This is a genomic window from Aeromonas sp. JL9 (genome assembly GCF_024436075.1).
Classification (GTDB): domain Bacteria; phylum Pseudomonadota; class Gammaproteobacteria; order Enterobacterales; family Aeromonadaceae; genus Aeromonas; species Aeromonas veronii.
In genome coordinates this window covers 79,691-96,118 of record NZ_JANFNV010000012.1, presented here as the reverse complement: position 1 = coordinate 96,118, position 16,428 = coordinate 79,691, and the positions used below count along the sequence as shown (strand labels likewise).

Here is a 16,428-nt window from a genome sequence, read left to right as displayed (position 1 = left end):
CATAAATCTAAATAAATCATAAAGATATGGTTTGCCGACGGATCGGCAAGGTGTCACGACTGAACTTGGAAAAAGGAACGCATAACAATGTCTGACCTCTCCCTGATCATGACAGCCGCCGGCTCGATTGTGCTGCTGCTCTTCCTGGTGATGAAGGCCCGGCTCCACGCCGTGGTAGCCCTGATCCTGGTCTCCATGGTGGCGGGTCTCGCCGCTGGCATGAACCCGGCCGACATCGCCAACACCATCCAGAAAGGGATGGGTGGCACCCTCGGTTTCGTCGCGGTAGTGGTGGCGCTGGGCGCCATGTTCGGCAAGGTGATGGAAGTGACCGGTGCCCTCGACCGGGTGGCTCACACCCTGCTCGGCAAGTTTGGCGTCAAGCGCGCCAACTGGGCCATGGCCCTGACCGGCTTTGTCTGCGCCCTGCCGCTCTTCTTTGACGTTGCCGTGGTGCTGCTGATCGGCGTCGCCTTCGCCATCGTCCGTCGTGGCGGCGGCAGCGTGGTGAAGATCGGTATCGCTCTGCTGGCGGGTATCGCCACCTGCCAGGCCTTCCTTATCCCGGCGCCGGGCCCGATCCTGGTGGCATCCCAGCTGGGTGCCGACTTCGGCTACATGATCCTGTTCGGCCTGATCGCTGCCGTACCGGCGCTGATCCTGGCTGGCCCGCTGTTTGGTGACTTCATCAGCAAGATCGTCGATGTGCCGCTGCCTGCCGATGCCCAGAACAGTGTCCACGATGACAGCAAATCCCTGCCCTCTTTCGGGCTGGCCATGGGTCTGATCGGTCTGCCGCTGCTGCTGATCGGCCTCAAGACCATCGTCGGTCGCTTCGTCGAGGCGGGCTCCACCCTGCACAACTGGCTGGAGTTCATCGGTCACCCCTTCACTGCCATCATGGTCGCCTGTCTGGCCGCCTTCTATCTGCTGGGTATTCGCCGTGGCATGTCCCGTGACGAGGTGATGAGCGTCTGCAACAGCGCCATCCAGCCGGCCGGTGTCATCATCCTGGTGACCGGTGCCGGTGGCGTGTTCAAGCAGGTGCTGGTTGATTCCGGCGTAGGCGCCGCGCTGGGCAACATGCTGGCCGACTCCGGTCTGCCTATCGTCGCGCTGGCCTTCATTCTGGCCGCTGCGGTACGGGTGATTCAGGGCTCTGCCACCGTCGCCATGCTGACCGCCTGCGGTCTGGTGCTGCCGATGCTGGAGCCGCTCGGCCTGAACGGCGCCCAGCTGGCTGCCGTCACCATCGCCATCGGCGGCGGTGCCATCGTGCTCTCCCACGTCAACGACTCCGGTTTCTGGCTGGCCAACCGCTACCTCGGCCTGACCGAGAAGCAGACCCTGCAGACCTGGACCGTGATGGAGACCATCATCGGCACCACCGGCGGCGTGATGGCGATGATCATCTACAGCTTCCTCTGACAAGGGCGAAATGCTGACAAAAAGGCCTCACTCGTGAGGCCTTTTTCATCTTTCTGATGATTCTTGCTTTGGCCCAGAGGGCGAGATTGCTAGAATCGCCTATTCATCGCTCCGAGTGGAACGCTTAACCCCGTGATTTCAGGTTTATCTATGCATTCATCGGCCCATTATCGACAACTGCTGGCGCGCCTGCCCCAGATCGCCGTCGCAGCGGATCAGTTTGAAGTGCTCTACAGCGCCCAGGATTTCAAACGCCGCATTCTTGCGCTTATCGCCAGTGCCACCCGGCGCATCTATCTGGTCGCGCTCTATCTGCAAGATGACGAAGCAGGCCGGGAGATCCTCACCGCCCTCTACGCCGCCAAGCAGCGCAATCCGGCCCTCGACATCAAGCTGTTCGTCGACTTCCACCGTGCCCAGCGCGGCCTGATCGGCAAGGGCAAGCAGGGCGGCAACCACCTGATGTATCAGGCCATGGCTGCCGAACACGAGCACCAGATCGAAATCTACGGCGTGCCGGTCAAGGGGCGCGAGCTGCTCGGCGTGCTCCACCTCAAGGGCTTCATCTTTGATGATGTGGTGCTCTACTCCGGCGCCAGCCTCAACGACATCTACCTGCACCAGCAGGATCGCTACCGCTTCGACCGCTATCACCAGATCACCAGCCCGGAGCTGGCCCGCAGCATGGTCAACTATGTGGACGACCTGTTCGTGAAGAGCGACGCGGTGCAGCGACTGGATCACAGCGACATCCCCAGCGCCAAACAGCTGAAAGGGCCGATCCGCCGCTTCAAGCAGAACCTGCGCCAGAGCCAGTACCGCTTCAGCACCATGCCGGTCAACACCCAGGAGGTGGCCGTCACCCCGATGGTGGGTCTGGGCAAGCGCAACAATCAGCTCAACCTGATGATCCGCAATCTGGTACGTGCCACCGAGCGGGAGATCTTCATCTGCACCCCTTACTTCAACCCGCCCAAGGAGTTGAGCAAGGATATCGAGGATCTGCTGCAGCGCGGTTGCAAAGTCACCATCGTAGTGGGCGACAAGACCGCCAACGACTTCTTCATTCCGCCGGAAGAGAAGTTCTCCACCATCGGTGGCCTGCCCTATCTCTACGAGACCAACCTGCGCAAGTTTGCCGAGCGCAACCAGCGCCACATCGACGACGGTCGCCTCAACCTGATGCTCTGGTGTTGCGAGCGCAACTCCTACCATCTCAAGGGGATCTTCGTGGATGACGAGTGGGCCCTGCTCACCGGCAACAACCTCAACCCCCGCGCCTGGGCGCTGGATCTGGAGAACGGCCTGCTGGTACACGATCGTCGCCACCTGCTGCGTCCCCAGTTCAACGCGGAGCGGGAGAACATCCTGACCAACACCAAGCGGATCAGTCACTTCGATCAGGTAGAGCAGATCCAGGACTACCCGGAACAGGTGCGCAAGCTGCTGGGACGGATCCACAGGGTCAAGGCCCACCTGCTGCTAAAACGCATCATCTGACCTTGGGCGCCATGCGCCCACACCTTGCCTGTTGGCAGCCGCACAAAGGCCTCCCGTTTTCGGCAGGCCTTTGTTATATCCGCCGTTTCCCCCGTCTTGGCTGCCCAGCCAACAGCAACTCGGCTTGCATCGGCCCCTCAACAACCCCTATCATCTGGACATATTTACAGTGTTTTCGGGCATCTAATTGATGAAATTGGATAAAATTCCTCTCGATAGCCTCAAGGGTGTCGGCAGCAAGATGCTGGAGAAGCTCGAGCGGCTGGGGCTGGCCACGGTACAGGATCTGCTGTTCCACCTCCCCCTGCGCTACGAGGACCGCACCCAGGTGTGGCCCATCGGCGATCTGCCGCCCGGCCTGCACGGCGCCGTCGAGGGCGAAATCCAGGACACTCAGCTGGTGATGGGGCGCCGCCGCATGATGGTCTGTCGCATCAGCGATGGCACCGGCACCCTCACCCTGCGCTTCTTCAACTTCACCGCCGCCCAGAAAAACAGTCTGGCGGCGGGTCGCCTGATCCGCTGCTTTGGCGAGGTGCGCCCCGGCAAGTACGGACTGGAGATGGCCCACCCCGAGTACAAGCTGCTCGGCGAGGAGCAGGCAGGCCAGACCGAAGAGGCGCTCACCCCCGTCTACCCGACTACCGAGGGGCTGCGCCAGCTCACCCTGCGCAACCTCACCGATCAGGCGCTGGCCCAGCTCGACCTCTATGGCGTCGAGGAGCTGCTGCCCGCCGGCCTCTATCCCCATCAGATTGAGCTGGCCGCTGCCCTGAAACTGCTGCACCGTCCGCCCCCCTCGGTGGCGCTGCCGCTGCTGGAAAGCGGCCAGCATCCGGCCCAGCAGCGGCTGGTGCTGGAAGAACTGCTGGCGCACAACCTCTCGGTCTTGAAGGTGCGCGCTCAGGCGCAAACCCAGCTGGCCCGCGCTCTCAAACCGGCGCCCGCGCTGGTTGAACAGCTGCTCGGCGCCCTGCCATTCAAGCCCACCGGCGCCCAGAGCCGGGTAGTAGCGGAGATAAGCAAGGATCTGCAACAGAGCCACCCCATGATGCGACTGGTGCAGGGCGACGTGGGCTCCGGCAAGACCCTGGTCGCAGCGCTGGCGGCCCTGCAGGCTATCGGCAACGGCTGTCAGGTGGGCTTGATGGCGCCGACCGAGCTGCTGGCGGAACAGCACGCCATCAACTTCGCCAAGTGGCTGGAGCCGCTCGGCATCGGAGTCGGCTGGCTGGCGGGCAAGCAGAAAGGCAAGGCGCGGGAAGAGTCGCTGGCCGCGATCAAAGATGGCAGCGTCAAGATGGTGGTGGGCACCCACGCCATCTTTCAGGAGCAGGTGGTGTTCCAGCGTCTGGCGCTGGTCATCATCGATGAACAGCACAGATTCGGGGTGCATCAGCGCCTCGCCCTGCGCGAGAAAGGGGAACGTGAGGGGGTGCATCCCCATCAGCTCATCATGACCGCCACCCCTATCCCCCGCACCCTGGCGATGACCGCCTATGCCGATCTCGACACCTCGGTCATCGACGAGCTGCCGCCGGGCCGAACCCCCATCACCACAGTCGCGCTGCCCGACAGCCGTCGCGGCGATGTGATCGAGCGGGTCAAGCTCGCCTGCACCGAGGGCAAGCAGGCCTACTGGGTCTGCACCCTGATCGAGGAGTCGGAGGTGCTGGAGTGTCAGGCTGCCGAGGATACCGCCGCCGAGCTGCAGAACCTGCTGCCCGGCCTGCATATCGGGCTGGTACACGGCCGGATGCGGCCGGTGGAGAAACAGCGGGTGATGGAGGAGTTCAAGGCAGGCATACTGCAACTGCTGGTCGCCACCACTGTCATCGAGGTGGGGGTGGATGTGCCCAACGCCAGCCTGATGATCATCGAGAACCCGGAGCGACTGGGGCTGGCACAGCTGCACCAGCTGCGCGGCCGGGTTGGCCGTGGTGCGGTAGCCTCTCACTGCGTGCTGCTCTATCATGCCCCCTTGTCCAAGACGGCCCAGAGCCGGCTCGGGGTGCTGCGGGAAACCAACGACGGCTTCCTCATCGCCCAGCGCGATCTGGAACTGCGCGGCCCGGGGGAACTGCTCGGCACTCGCCAGACCGGTCTGGCCGACCTCAAGATCGCCGATCTGGTGCGGGATCAACCGCTTATTCCACAGGTGCAAAAGATGGCTCGCTTCCTCATGGATAGGCACCCAAGCCATGTCGAACCCTTGATTCACCGTTGGCTCGGCTTACGGGATCACTATTCCAATGCCTGACCGAGGTAGATGCAGAAGATGGGCACATGTCCTTATGGATAGGCATCCGAGTCATGTCGAACCCTTGATACGGCGCAGGCTCGGTCTGCGAGACCACTACTCAAACGCCTGACAACACACCCCAAAACAGGAGGAAAGCAACCATGAATTCCTGGCTACGCGGCCTGCTCTACACCTTCGCCTTCCTGCTGCTGTTTGTCTGGGTTGCCCTCGGCCTGTTCGACGCCGAGCGCGCCAAAGGCCCCATCGCCAGCTGGATCAGCCAGCAGACCGGTGTGCCGGTCACCATAGGGCGGCTGGTATTCAACCCGCTGCACCCTTACACCCTGCTGGCAGAGCAGGTACGCTACGGCGATGCAGTCTCACTCGACAAGATCTATCTGGAGATCGAGAGCATCGACTGGCTGAGCCGCGACGTGCGGATCGCCCACCTCGATCTCATTCGTCCCGCCATCAAGCTGCCGCTGCCCAACCAGCTACCGAGCCTGCCGGTGCACTCCCTCACCATCAGTGACAGCACCATAGACCGGCTCAGTCTGGAAAGCCCCGAGCTGACCCTGCGCGGTCTCAACGCCACCCTGAGCGACTGGGAGCTGATCGACCCGAAACGGCAGCCACAGGCCAACCTGAGCCTCAATATCGGCCAGCTGGAGACCCCGCAATTCACCTTCGCCCGTCTCAACCTGCAAGGACGGCTGGAAGGGGAAGTGCTGCGCACCGACAAGCTGGTGACCAACCTGTTCGACGGTCTGCTGGAGACCGGCATGGTGCTGGACTGGCCCGCCCGCACCCTGCAACTGCATGACCTCAAGGCGCGCGGCATGCGGGTGGAGCTGGGGGATCTGACACAACAAGGCTTCCCGCAGCGCTTCCCGTTGCAAAGCGTGTCGCTGGATCGCGGCCAGCTGGACGGCGTCAGCCTCAACGACATCAATCAGGAGCTCTCCTTCAACAACTTCAGCGGCCAGCTCACCGCCTTCAACTGGCAGGCGGGCAACCAGCCCACCGGCTATCTGAGCGGCACCCTGGGCGACATGGGCCGTGGCCTGTTCCAGCTGGAGGAGATCAAGGGCAAGCTCGCCTTCTCGCCCCAGCAGATCGATAGCGAACTGCAGGGCAAGGCCTATGAAGGGGAGTTCAATGTCGAGCTCTCCCTCGATACCCAGCAGCAGAAGCTGACCCTGAAAGACGTGGCGCTAAGCGGCATGGATATCAGCCTGCCACAGGGGTGGTGGCAGGATTGGCAAGGCTGGCGCCCGCAGCAGGTCGATATCCGCAAGCTGGCGTTCGACAAGCTTAAGGTGCTCTCCTTCGACGATTCCATCCCTCTGTCGCTGACCGGCTGGCAGCTCTATCTGAGCGATCTCGCCCTGCGCGATAACCAACCCGGCCCGCTGCTCGGCCGCGCCCGCATCGAGAGCAAGTGGTTCGAGCTGGTGTGGGATGGCCTCAGCGCCCGTAACGGCGAGCTGGATGGGGAGCTGACCCCCAGCTCGTGGCAGTTGGGCAAACTCACCAGCTCGCTGCCGGATGAGGGCACCCTCAGCATGAGCGGCCAGTGGGGCCGCGAGCCGGGCCAGAGCAGCCGCCTGCAGTTGCAGGCAACCAAGCTGGATCTGCAGCAGTGGGGCAAGATACTCCACTCCCCGGTCTCCTTTGCCGGCAAAGCGGACGTGAGCGCCGATCTGCAAGCCGAACATGGCAAAACGGCGGGCGAGTGGCGCCAGACCCTGCAGGGGAGCTTTGCCCTCGATGCCGACGAGCCTTTCTGGGACAAGGTGAAGATAGATCCGCTGCTGGATGAGTGGTTCAAGGGCGCGACCCCGCCCACCCTGACGCCGGATCAGCTGTGGCAGGCGATGCAGGAGGGTGACACCCCCTTCTACCGTATCAAGCTGCAGGGCCAGATCGACAAGGGGCAACTACAAGTCGAGCAGGCTGGCGCCTCCACCATCACTCATCTGCTGGCGCTGCAAGGGGGGATCGATCTGGTCAGCGAACAGTGGCAGCTCGATCTGGGGATCCTCAACGGCAACCGCTGCGCCGAGCTGCTCGGCCAGTGGCGCGGGCCGCTGACGGAACCCACACTGGCCTGGAGCTTCCCGCAGAAGCAGGACGCCTGCGGCTGGGAAGTGGGAGTACGCTATCCGCCGCAAGGCAACAGCGCCCCGCTCTGGCGACCGGCTCCCGCGCCGAAAGCCCAAGCCCAAGCCCAAGTGCAGACCCAAGCCGGGCCGACAAGCAACAGCCAGCAGGGGTAAAAACAGACAAGGCCTCATGATGAGGCCTTGTTGTTTGATGGGGAAATGGCGCGGTTACTGGCCCGGACGGCGGGGCGGCTGCACCACGTAGTGACCGCAGAACTCCGCCGCCAGTTTGCTGCCGCTGAACAGCTGGATCTTGAGGCTGAAGGTGGCAGGCTCCCCCCGTTTGAGCGGCTGCAGCACGGCGGGCATCCCCTCGCGGGCCACTCGCGCCTCGGGCTCCTCATCGACCGGGCCATGATATTTGATGGTGCTCTCGGCCAGCACCGGCTCGCCCACCAGTCCCTCCTCTTTAAGCTGCAGCCAGATCAGCCCCCAGCCCGCCAGCACGCACTGGCTGTAGACACTGCCGGCGAACATGCTGCCATGCACGTTGAAGTTGGCCGCCAAATTGGCCTTGAGGTGGAAAGTCTGGCCATCGTAGTGACTGATGTGCATCCCCATCTTCTCGCTGATGGGCACCCCGCGCGACCAGCGGGTGGTGAGATCCTGACACCACTCCGGGCGATACTGGATGGTCTGCAACGGGCTCAGGGATTTGATCATCTGGCGATGGGGAATCCGACCGAAGGAGACGGGGCCGCCCCCCACTTCGAGAAAGCCGCACTTGCGATAGAACTCCACCGCCTCCTGACGGGCGTTCATCACCAGCCGTTTCACCTTCTCGCTGCGGGCCAGCTCCTCGAGATCCTCCACCATTCGGGCGCCCAGCCCCTGGCCGCGATATTCGGGACGCAGCGCCATGAAGCGGATCTGCGCCTCGTCGCCGCCGATAAAGAGGCGGCCCACCGCGATGGGAGTGCCATCGGGTGCCAGCATCAACCGGTGAATGGCGACGGTGTCGTACTCGTCCCGCTCGGAACCGACGGGCAGATTGAAGGGCTTACGCAGAAGTTCCCAGCGCAACTGGTAGTAGGCGTCCAGCTCGGCTGCCGTTTGAGGGGTGACTACCCGATACATAAAGCGATCCTTGAGTTTGCGCCGACTAGCAGATGGAAGGGCTTACACAGACGTTTCCAGCGCAGCTTGCAGTAAGTACCCAGCTCGGCGACTGTCTGAGGGGTGACTACCCGGTACATAGTTTCATCCTTGAGTTACACTGGTCGGAAACCATCTTGCCGTGCAAATTCATGGACTTCAATCTGCAAGCGTACCAAGCCGATCACTTGTTGCACCTCAGCGTCAAACCCCAGCGCCGCCTCACGGTACAGGAAAATGACCAGCACCGCTGGCTGGAGATAGACGGCGTGGTGCAATCCGCCATGTCGCTCGCCAACCCCGCCGCCCTCTGTCTGCCCCATCAACGGGTCATCGCCTGCCTGCTGCCGGAGCAGGCCACCCGGATCCTAGAACTGGGTCTGGGTGGCGGCGATCTCACCCGCCATCTCTGCCAACGCTGGCCAGATGCTCGCCACGAGTGCGTCGACCTCGACGAAGAGGTGCTGACCGTTTATCAGCAGTTTTTCCAGCATCAGGAGAGCGATGAACGCGCCGCTCCGGCACTCCATCAGGCCGATGCCCTCGCCTTTCTGGAGCAGAGCGAGCAGCAGTACGACCTCATCCTGCTCGATCTCTTCAGTCAGGATGGCAACCCGCTGCTGCTGTTTCAGGAGCGGCTCTACCGGGCGCTGGCACCCCGCCTCTGCGGCACTCTGGTCATCAACCTGTTGCCGCGCACCGAACTGGAGCTAACCCACGCCCTGACACTGATAGAACAGTGGATTGGCCCGGCTACCCCCTATCCGGTCGCTGGGCTCATCAACGTGATCGTCCACGTCATACCGCGGGATCAGGCATCCTCAGACCTGTAGCCAGAAGGTAACCGGGCCGTCGTTGACCAGCGCCACCTTCATGTCGGCGGCAAAACGCCCTGTTGCGGTCGGGATGCCGCTGGCAGCAGCCTTCGCCACGAAGTAGTCATAGAGGCGTTCAGCCTCGCTCGGGTGGGCACCGCAGGAGAAGCTGGGGCGCATCCCGCTCTTGGTATCGGCCGCCAGGGTAAACTGTGAGACCACCAGCAGGCCGCCACCGATCTGGCTGACATTGAGGTTCATCTTGCCGTTCTCATCACTGAAGACCCGATAACCACTGACCCGATGCAGCAACTTGTCGGCCTTGGCCTCATCATCCCCCTGCTCTACCCCGAGCAGTACCAGCAATCCCTGACCGATGGCGCCGGTCACCTCCCCCTCGACAGTCACGCTGGCCTCGCTGACCCGCTGAATCAATGCAATCACATCCCTCTCCTTTGAAAACAGAACGACCGCCCCCTCGCAGGGGCGGTCGTCGATGCTATCAATAAACCGGTGGGCAAGGCGATGGCTTAGCCCAGCTCTTCGCTCGCCGGTTTCTCATATTCGCCAAGGCAGGCCGTGGTCTCTGCGCCAAGCAATACCACCAGCCAACTCAAATAGACCCAGACAAACAGGATCGGGATGGTGGCCAGCGCGCCGTAGATAGCCTGATAGGAGGGAAAGTTGGTGATGTAGATGGCAAAGCCGCGCTTGGCCAGCTCGAACAGGGTCGCCGCTACCAGCGCACCGATAAAGGCGTGGATCAGCCGCACCTTGCAGTTCGGCACCACGGTATAGACCAGCAGGAAGGTGAGCACCGAGAAGAGGAATGGCAAACCCCGCAGCAGCAGATAACCGATACCGAACAGGCTCTCGGCGCCAAACAGCCGCAGCGAGAAGATGTAGGAGGAGATGGCGATACTGGCCCCGATAAGCACGGGCCCCAGGGTGAGGATCATCCAGTACATGGCAAACGCCTGCGCCAGCGGGCGGCCCTGGGTCGAGCGCCAGATGTAGTTGAGGTTCTTGTCGATGGCGGAGATCAGCATCAGCGCCACCACCACCAGCGCCCCAATCCCCACAGCCGTGGTGTTGGTGGCATTGGCGACGAAGCCGTCGATGTACTCCTTGAGCATATCGCCCGCAGTCGGCACAAAGTTGTGGTAGACGAACTGCTCCATCGCCTGCTTGAGGCTCTGGAACACCGGGAAGGCGGACATCATGCCAAAGACCACGGCGATCATCGGCACCAGTGAAAGCAGGGTGACATAGGCCAGATAACCGGCGGTAACCGTCAATCTGTCCTGCTGGAAACGGCCCCAGACAAACTGGGCAAAGTGGCGACCATCATGGCGCAAGAAGGAGAGGGCGTGGGCCAAACGGCCGCTGACAGGCTGCTGCATCTTGATTCTCGTTAGCGTCATAGTGGCAATATTGTGTCAGAGGAGAGCGCTGTTTGACCACCTTTGAACCCGATTTACCTCCATCTGCCCCAACCTGTCGCCCGGATGGCGTCTCTGGCTGTCGCCAGAAGCAGAGATAAAAACGGCCCCGATAAAGGAGCCGTTTGCAACACCTGATTACAGCATGTAGTCCGCGGGCAGCTCGATGCGGGCAACGCCGGAGGTCACCGCCGCCAGCGCCACGGCGCGGGCAACCCGCGGCAGCAAGCGGGCATCCATCGGCTTGGGAATGACGTAATCCTTGCCGAACGTGAGCTCGCTGACCCCGGCGGCGGTCAGCACTTCGGCTGGCACCGGCTCCTTGGCCAGTGCGCGGATCGCCTCGACCGCGGCAATCTTCATGGCATCGTTGATGCGGCTGGCGCGGGCATCGAGGGCACCGCGGAAGATGAAGGGGAAGCAGAGCACGTTGTTGATCTGGTTCGGGTAGTCGGAGCGGCCGGTACCCATGATGAGGTCGCTGCGCACCCCGTGGGCCAGCGCAGGCTTGATCTCCGGGTCCGGGTTGGAGCAGGCAAAGATCACCGGATTGGGCGCCATCAGGGCGACCGCCTCGGCGGGCAAAACGTCGGGGCCTGAAACACCGACAAACACATCCGCTCCTTCGATGACATCCATCAGGGTGCGCAGCGGGGTCTCGTTGGCGAAACGCTGCTTGTACTTGTTGAGATCGCTGCGGCCGGTGTGGATAACACCCTGACGATCCAGCATGAAGATGTTGTGCGCTCTGGCCCCGCACTTGATCAGCAGATCCATGCAGGCGGTGGCGGCAGCCCCCGCCCCCATGCAGACGATGCGGCTGTCACTGATCTGCTTGCCCTGCACTTCCAATGCGTTGAGCAGACCGGCGGCGGTGACGATGGCGGTACCATGCTGATCATCGTGGAACACCGGAATGTCGCAGCGCGCGATCAGCGCCTCTTCAATCTCGAAACACTCAGGCGCCTTGATATCTTCCAGATTGATGCCACCGAAGGTATCGGCGATGGCCGCCACCGTGTCGATAAACTGCTGGCTGGTCTCGTGCTTCACCTCGATGTCGATGGCGTCGATACCGGCGAAGCGCTTGAACAACAGGGCCTTGCCCTCCATCACCGGCTTGGAGGCCAGCGGCCCCAGATTACCCAGCCCCAGAATGGCGGTGCCGTTGGAGATGACGGCCACCAGATTGCCCTTGCCGGTATAGCGGTAGGCATCGGCCGGGTTGGCAGCGATCTCGCGCACTGGCTCGGCAACACCCGGGCTGTAGGCCAGCGCCAGATCACGGGCGGTTTCGGCAGGCTTGGTCAGGGCGATGGCAATTTTGCCCGGTACGGGCTGGGCGTGGTAATCGAGTGCTTCTTGACGCAGATCGGACATGGGGGACCCCGATGTGGTTGGTACAAATGAGGTGCCGACAGGGGGCACGCAGAAGGGCGGGGATCATAAAAGAAAGCGGTGGGCATGCCCAGCAGATCATGCTGCCGTCAGCCAGATCAGACCAGTTATTTCAGTACCTTACCCCACCCACACCTACCACTTTAGTTATAGATCCTGCTGCGTGGGGTAAAAATGGAGCAAAAAGGGCGGCAAGTTAGCCTTGCCGCCCTTTCTGTCAGTGCTGTAGACCTGACTCAGTTGCCCAGATAGACCGGCAACAGATTTGCCATCGACAGGAAGTGGAACAGCGCGGTCGCCAATCCGAACAGGATCAGCAACCAGGCCATCAGCTTGCCACCTGGGGTAACGAAGTGGGGAGTCACTTCACCCCTCTCGGCCCGCGCCCGGGTACGCAACACCAGCAGTGCCGGGATGATGCAGGTCCAGATGGTGGCGGCGGCACCGGCATAACCGATGGCCAGCAGGAAACCGAACGGGAAGAGCAGGGAGAGCACCAGCGGCGGCAGGAAGGTGACCGCCCAGGTCTTGCAGCGACCGGCGCGGCTGTTGTCGAACTTGAACAGATCAGCCAGATAGTCGAACACCCCGAGCCCCACTCCGATAAAGGAGGAGAGGATGGCCGCCATGGAGAAGCCGTTGATGGCGCTGGCCACCTTCTCCGATTCGATCACCCCTGAAAGCGCGGAGAGCAGCACACTCACATCCCCTCCCTTGGCAATCACCGGAGCAAAATCCTGACGGGGAAGGTTGCCGAAGATCCCCAGCAGCCAGAGCACGTAGAGCGCCAGCGCGATCAGGGTTCCCCCCAGAATGGCCCATCTGGCCTGCTGCTCGTTCTGGTAGTAGGCACGCAGGGAGGCCACCGAGTGGTGATAGCCGAACGAGGTGAGCGCTACCGGCAGCATCGCCATGGCATAGGGAGCGTAGCGACTCTCGCTACCCGCCAGATCGAGCAGGGTCGGCAGCTTGATACTGCCGAGCAGACCGGCCACACCGAGGGCGAAGCTGAGGATCATGAAGGCGATCAGTACCACCGAAATACGGTCAACGGCGCGGGTCGAGTGCCACACCACCGCAGAGAAGAGCGCCACGAACAGCACGGAGGCGAGCTTGCTGTCGATCCCCAGGATGCCCTGCAGGATGGCACCGGAGGAGGTGATATAGGCGTAGAGCAGAATACCGCCAACAAAGTAGACCGAGAGGTTGTTGAGGAGATTGAGCTTCTCCCCCAGCAGCTCGCGAGTCACGGTATTGAAGGAGACCCGCATATCGTGGTGCTGGAAGGATTCCAGCAACATCCAGCCGGAGAGGGTCATCATCACCATGGTGACGGTCAGCGCCAGCACCGACCAGAGGGTCCAGGCCCCCGCCCCCGAACTAGGCAGACCGAGCATGCCGGCTCCCACGCAGACGCTGGCAATGATGCAGGCGCCCCCCAAAATTGACGGTTTTTTCTTCATAATCCCTTCTTTTTCTGACTGATTATCTATCCGCGGTAAACAAGACCGCGGCATGATGCCAGCCTTTGCCATAAGACGCCTACCACTATCTGCCATAACCGGGCATGGCCGCCGCATAAAAAATGCCCCGAACGGGGCACTCTATAAGCGGGAATGGTGTGAAGAGGGTTTAATCCATCACCGGGATACCTGCCCTCGCTTCGGCCTGACGGGCGATGGCTTCGGTCATCCCCTGAAAGATAAAGAGGTGGAACGGCAGCATGGCGAGCCAGTAGGCCAGCCCCCAGGCGCCCTGCGGGTGCCAGTGAGCGGTGACCCGGATACGGGTCAACCCGGACTCCTCCGGCAGGATGTTGAACTCCAGCCGGCCGACGCCCGGGGCCTTCATGTTGAACAGCAGATCGAGCCTGCGCCCCTCATCCACCCCAAGGATCTGCCAGGAGTCGAGCATGTCCCCCTTCACGAAGCGATCGGGATTGCTGCGACCACGGGTGCGAGCCGGACCGCCGATAAGATGATCCATCCATTCGCGCACCACCCACAGCTGGTTCATGTAGAAGTAGCGCTTCTCGCCACCCAACTGCTGCAACACCTGCCACACCACCTCGGGAGAGGCGAGACAGATGGCATCGCCGCTGGCAGTACGGTCATAGAAGCCATATTCGGGATGGCGCCAGCGCAGGCCGAGCGGCGTCTCCTGCCCCTGCTGTTCGGCACCCAGCTTCTGCTCCAGCGCCAGACTCTCCGCCAGCGCTTCGTCAAAACTGAGCAGGGTCTGTGGCAGCAGGGCGCGCAGCGGGCCATCGTCGGCCGGAATATCGTGCTTGAGACCGCCCACCAGCGCCTTGGCCACCGGCTGCGGCACAGAGGTGACAAACTGCAGCCACCAGGCGGAGAGGCGCGGACTCAGAAACGGGATAGGAATGATGGGGCAGCGCTTGCCGATATGGGCGGCAAACTTCTGCAACTGCTGCTGATAGCTGAGCAGCTCGGGGCCGACCGCATTGAAGATGCGGCTATCCACCTCGTCGGCCTCTACCAGCCCGCCCAGATAGTGCAGCAGGTTTGACAGCGCAATCGGCGGCGTGCGCGAGCGCACCCATTTGGGCGTCACCATCATCGGCAGGTTGAACACCAGATCCCGCATCACCTCGAACGCCGCCGAACCGGGCCCGATGATGATGCCGGCGCGTAGCTCAACCGTCGGCACGCCAGATTCGCGAAACAGCTCGCCACAGTGGCGACGGGAGTTGAGATGGCGACTGTTGCACTGCTCGGGCTGGATTGCCCCGAGATAGATGATGCGGCGCACCCCGGCTGCGCGGGCAGCGGCGGCGAAGTTCTTCACCCCCTGCTGCTCCAGCCGGTGAAAATCGGCTCCCGCCCCCATGGCATGCACCAGATAGAAGACGGTATCTATGCCCGCCAGCGCAGGCAGCAGGGTGATGGGTTTGAGGCTGTCGGCGAGGCGAAACTCGACCCCCTCAGGCAAGCGGCAGGGACGGCGCGCCCCGGCAATCACCCTGTAGCCCAGCGTTTGCAGGTGAGGCACCAGATAGGATCCGATATACCCCGCCGCCCCCATCACCAGACAATTTCTCATCCTCTCTTCCTCTTCACATGTTGCGCCCTGCGCTTGGGCAAACGGGCTAGCACCCGCATGCCCATCATCCTGCCACGCCGTCACCTTGCAACCTAGTACTAACCACTTCCCTGATTAGTCCGATTTGGTGTTAAGCCCTGCTCATTGGCTGGTCGATAACTGACCAGATGTATAGCGCCGAGGGCGAACGTATGCGCATCGATCACTACGACCTCCAGGGGGAGGTGCAATACCGGCAACAACAGGCCCAGAGCCGCAAGGTGCGCAGACTGGGGCCGGTCGCGCCGCAGGCCAATGGCGTGAGCGGAACGGCCGCCACACCGCCATCCGGCGAGCAGCGAACCACCCTGATGCAAACCAGTGCCCTGACGCTGCAAGCCAGCAGCCGGAGCAATACCCAGACTCCCCCGCAGACAACAGCCGCGCCAGCCAAGGCAGAGGGGAGCAGAAATCAGGAGGAGAACGGTGTTCCCAACGACGGGCTCGACAACCACCAGCGGCTTATCAAGCTGATGATCGAGGCGATGCTGGGCCACGAGATAGAGCTGCCGGATCCGATCAAACCGACCGACCAGAGCGCGGAGGGGGTGAACTCCCCGACGGGCGACAGCAGTCAACCCGCCGCCGAGCCGGATCAACTGGTGGAAGTAACCGACAGCCTGCTGCAAAAGGAGCAGCTCAACGTGGTGGCATCGGCCAGCGTAGCGACTCAAGATGGTCAGACTATTCAGCTCGATCTCGGCTTTGTGCTCGACTGGCGTCAGCTGGAGGTGAGCCAGCGGCGCACCACCCTCAATGCCCTCAAAGATCCGCTGGTGCTCAGTCTGGATGGCAAGATTGCCGATCTGACCGAGGCTCGGGTCAACTTCGATATCGATCAGGATGGCAAAGAGGATAGCCTGCCGAGCTTGAGTGAAGGCAGCGGCTTTGTGGCGCTGGATCTCAATGACAACGGCACCATAGACGATGGGGGCGAGCTGTTTGGTGCACGCTCCGGCAATGGCTTCGGCGAGTTGGCCACCCTGGATGAGGATGGCAACGGGGTGCTGGATGAGGGGGATAGCCAGTTTTCAGCCCTGCAGTTCTGGCATCCGGAGCACGCACCTATAGCTCTGGTCGAACTGGGGATCGGCGCCATCCTGCTACGCCCCCTCGACACCCCCTTCAACCATCTGGGGGAAAGCGGCAATCAGGGGGTGCTGCGCCAATCCGGCCTCTATCTCACCGAACAGGGTAAGGGAGGCTGGGTGCAGCAGATCGATCTGCGAGTCTGAGCC

Annotated in this window: 12 protein-coding genes; 6 read left to right on the top strand and 6 right to left on the bottom strand. The window is 62.3% G+C overall.

Annotation, left to right across the window (positions count from 1 at the left end):
• Positions 1–87 precede the first annotated feature (87 nt).
• The 4 genes from gntU to NOM06_RS11160 all read left to right on the top strand — a co-directional run bounded on the left by gntU (position 88) and on the right by NOM06_RS11160 (position 7,449).
• The gene (gene gntU, locus NOM06_RS11175; RefSeq protein ID WP_005355418.1) at positions 88–1,428 is read left to right on the top strand and encodes a gluconate transporter; all 1,341 of its coding nucleotides are present in this window, start codon (positions 88–90) and stop codon (positions 1,426–1,428) included.
• A 150-nt stretch (positions 1,429–1,578) separates the two neighbouring features.
• A complete protein-coding gene (pssA, locus tag NOM06_RS11170) occupies positions 1,579–2,928 on the top strand; it encodes a CDP-diacylglycerol--serine O-phosphatidyltransferase (RefSeq protein WP_255911663.1) in 1,350 nt (449 codons plus the stop codon).
• Positions 2,929–3,118: 190 nt separating this feature from the next.
• Entirely contained in the window at positions 3,119–5,188 is a 2,070-nt protein-coding gene (recG, locus tag NOM06_RS11165; RefSeq protein ID WP_255911662.1) for an ATP-dependent DNA helicase RecG, read from the top strand.
• A 143-nt stretch (positions 5,189–5,331) separates the two neighbouring features.
• Positions 5,332–7,449 carry an AsmA family protein gene (locus tag NOM06_RS11160; protein ID WP_255911661.1) on the top strand — a complete coding sequence of 706 codons (2,118 nt, stop codon included), beginning with the start codon at positions 5,332–5,334 and terminating at the stop codon, positions 7,447–7,449.
• A gap of 54 nt (positions 7,450–7,503) precedes the next feature.
• Here NOM06_RS11160 and NOM06_RS11155 read toward each other — a convergent pair whose 3' ends face one another.
• A complete protein-coding gene (locus tag NOM06_RS11155; RefSeq protein ID WP_255911660.1) occupies positions 7,504–8,412 on the bottom strand; it encodes a bifunctional GNAT family N-acetyltransferase/hotdog fold thioesterase in 909 nt (302 codons plus the stop codon).
• Positions 8,413–8,582: 170 nt separating this feature from the next.
• Here NOM06_RS11155 and NOM06_RS11150 point away from each other — a divergent pair, with 170 nt between their 5' ends.
• Positions 8,583–9,263, top strand: a complete 681-nt coding sequence (locus NOM06_RS11150; RefSeq protein WP_255911675.1) for a spermidine synthase — start codon at positions 8,583–8,585, stop codon at positions 9,261–9,263.
• Here the strand turns inward: NOM06_RS11150 and dtd are convergent.
• The 5 genes from dtd to NOM06_RS11125 form a co-directional block, all read right to left on the bottom strand.
• Positions 9,252–9,689 carry a D-aminoacyl-tRNA deacylase gene (gene dtd, locus NOM06_RS11145; RefSeq protein WP_255911658.1) on the bottom strand — a complete coding sequence of 146 codons (438 nt, stop codon included), beginning with the start codon at positions 9,687–9,689 and terminating at the stop codon, positions 9,252–9,254. The genes NOM06_RS11150 and dtd overlap by 12 nt on opposite strands.
• An 86-nt stretch (positions 9,690–9,775) precedes the next feature.
• Complete coding sequence (locus tag NOM06_RS11140) at positions 9,776–10,648, bottom strand: virulence factor BrkB family protein (protein ID WP_005340664.1); 873 nt, start codon at positions 10,646–10,648, stop codon at positions 9,776–9,778.
• A 177-nt stretch (positions 10,649–10,825) separates the two neighbouring features.
• Entirely contained in the window at positions 10,826–12,067 is a 1,242-nt protein-coding gene (locus NOM06_RS11135; RefSeq protein WP_255911656.1) for a malic enzyme-like NAD(P)-binding protein, read from the bottom strand.
• 254 nt (positions 12,068–12,321) lie between these two features.
• Positions 12,322–13,548 (bottom strand): aromatic amino acid transporter, encoded by a 1,227-nt coding sequence (locus tag NOM06_RS11130; protein ID WP_005355439.1) that lies wholly within the window; start codon positions 13,546–13,548, stop codon positions 12,322–12,324.
• A gap of 169 nt (positions 13,549–13,717) precedes the next feature.
• Positions 13,718–15,151 carry a DUF2867 domain-containing protein gene (locus tag NOM06_RS11125; protein ID WP_255911654.1) on the bottom strand — a complete coding sequence of 478 codons (1,434 nt, stop codon included), beginning with the start codon at positions 15,149–15,151 and terminating at the stop codon, positions 13,718–13,720.
• Positions 15,152–15,318: 167 nt separating this feature from the next.
• Here NOM06_RS11125 and NOM06_RS11120 point away from each other — a divergent pair, with 167 nt between their 5' ends.
• Entirely contained in the window at positions 15,319–16,425 is a 1,107-nt protein-coding gene (locus NOM06_RS11120) for a hypothetical protein (RefSeq protein ID WP_255911652.1), read from the top strand.
• Positions 16,426–16,428: the final 3 nt, after the last annotated feature.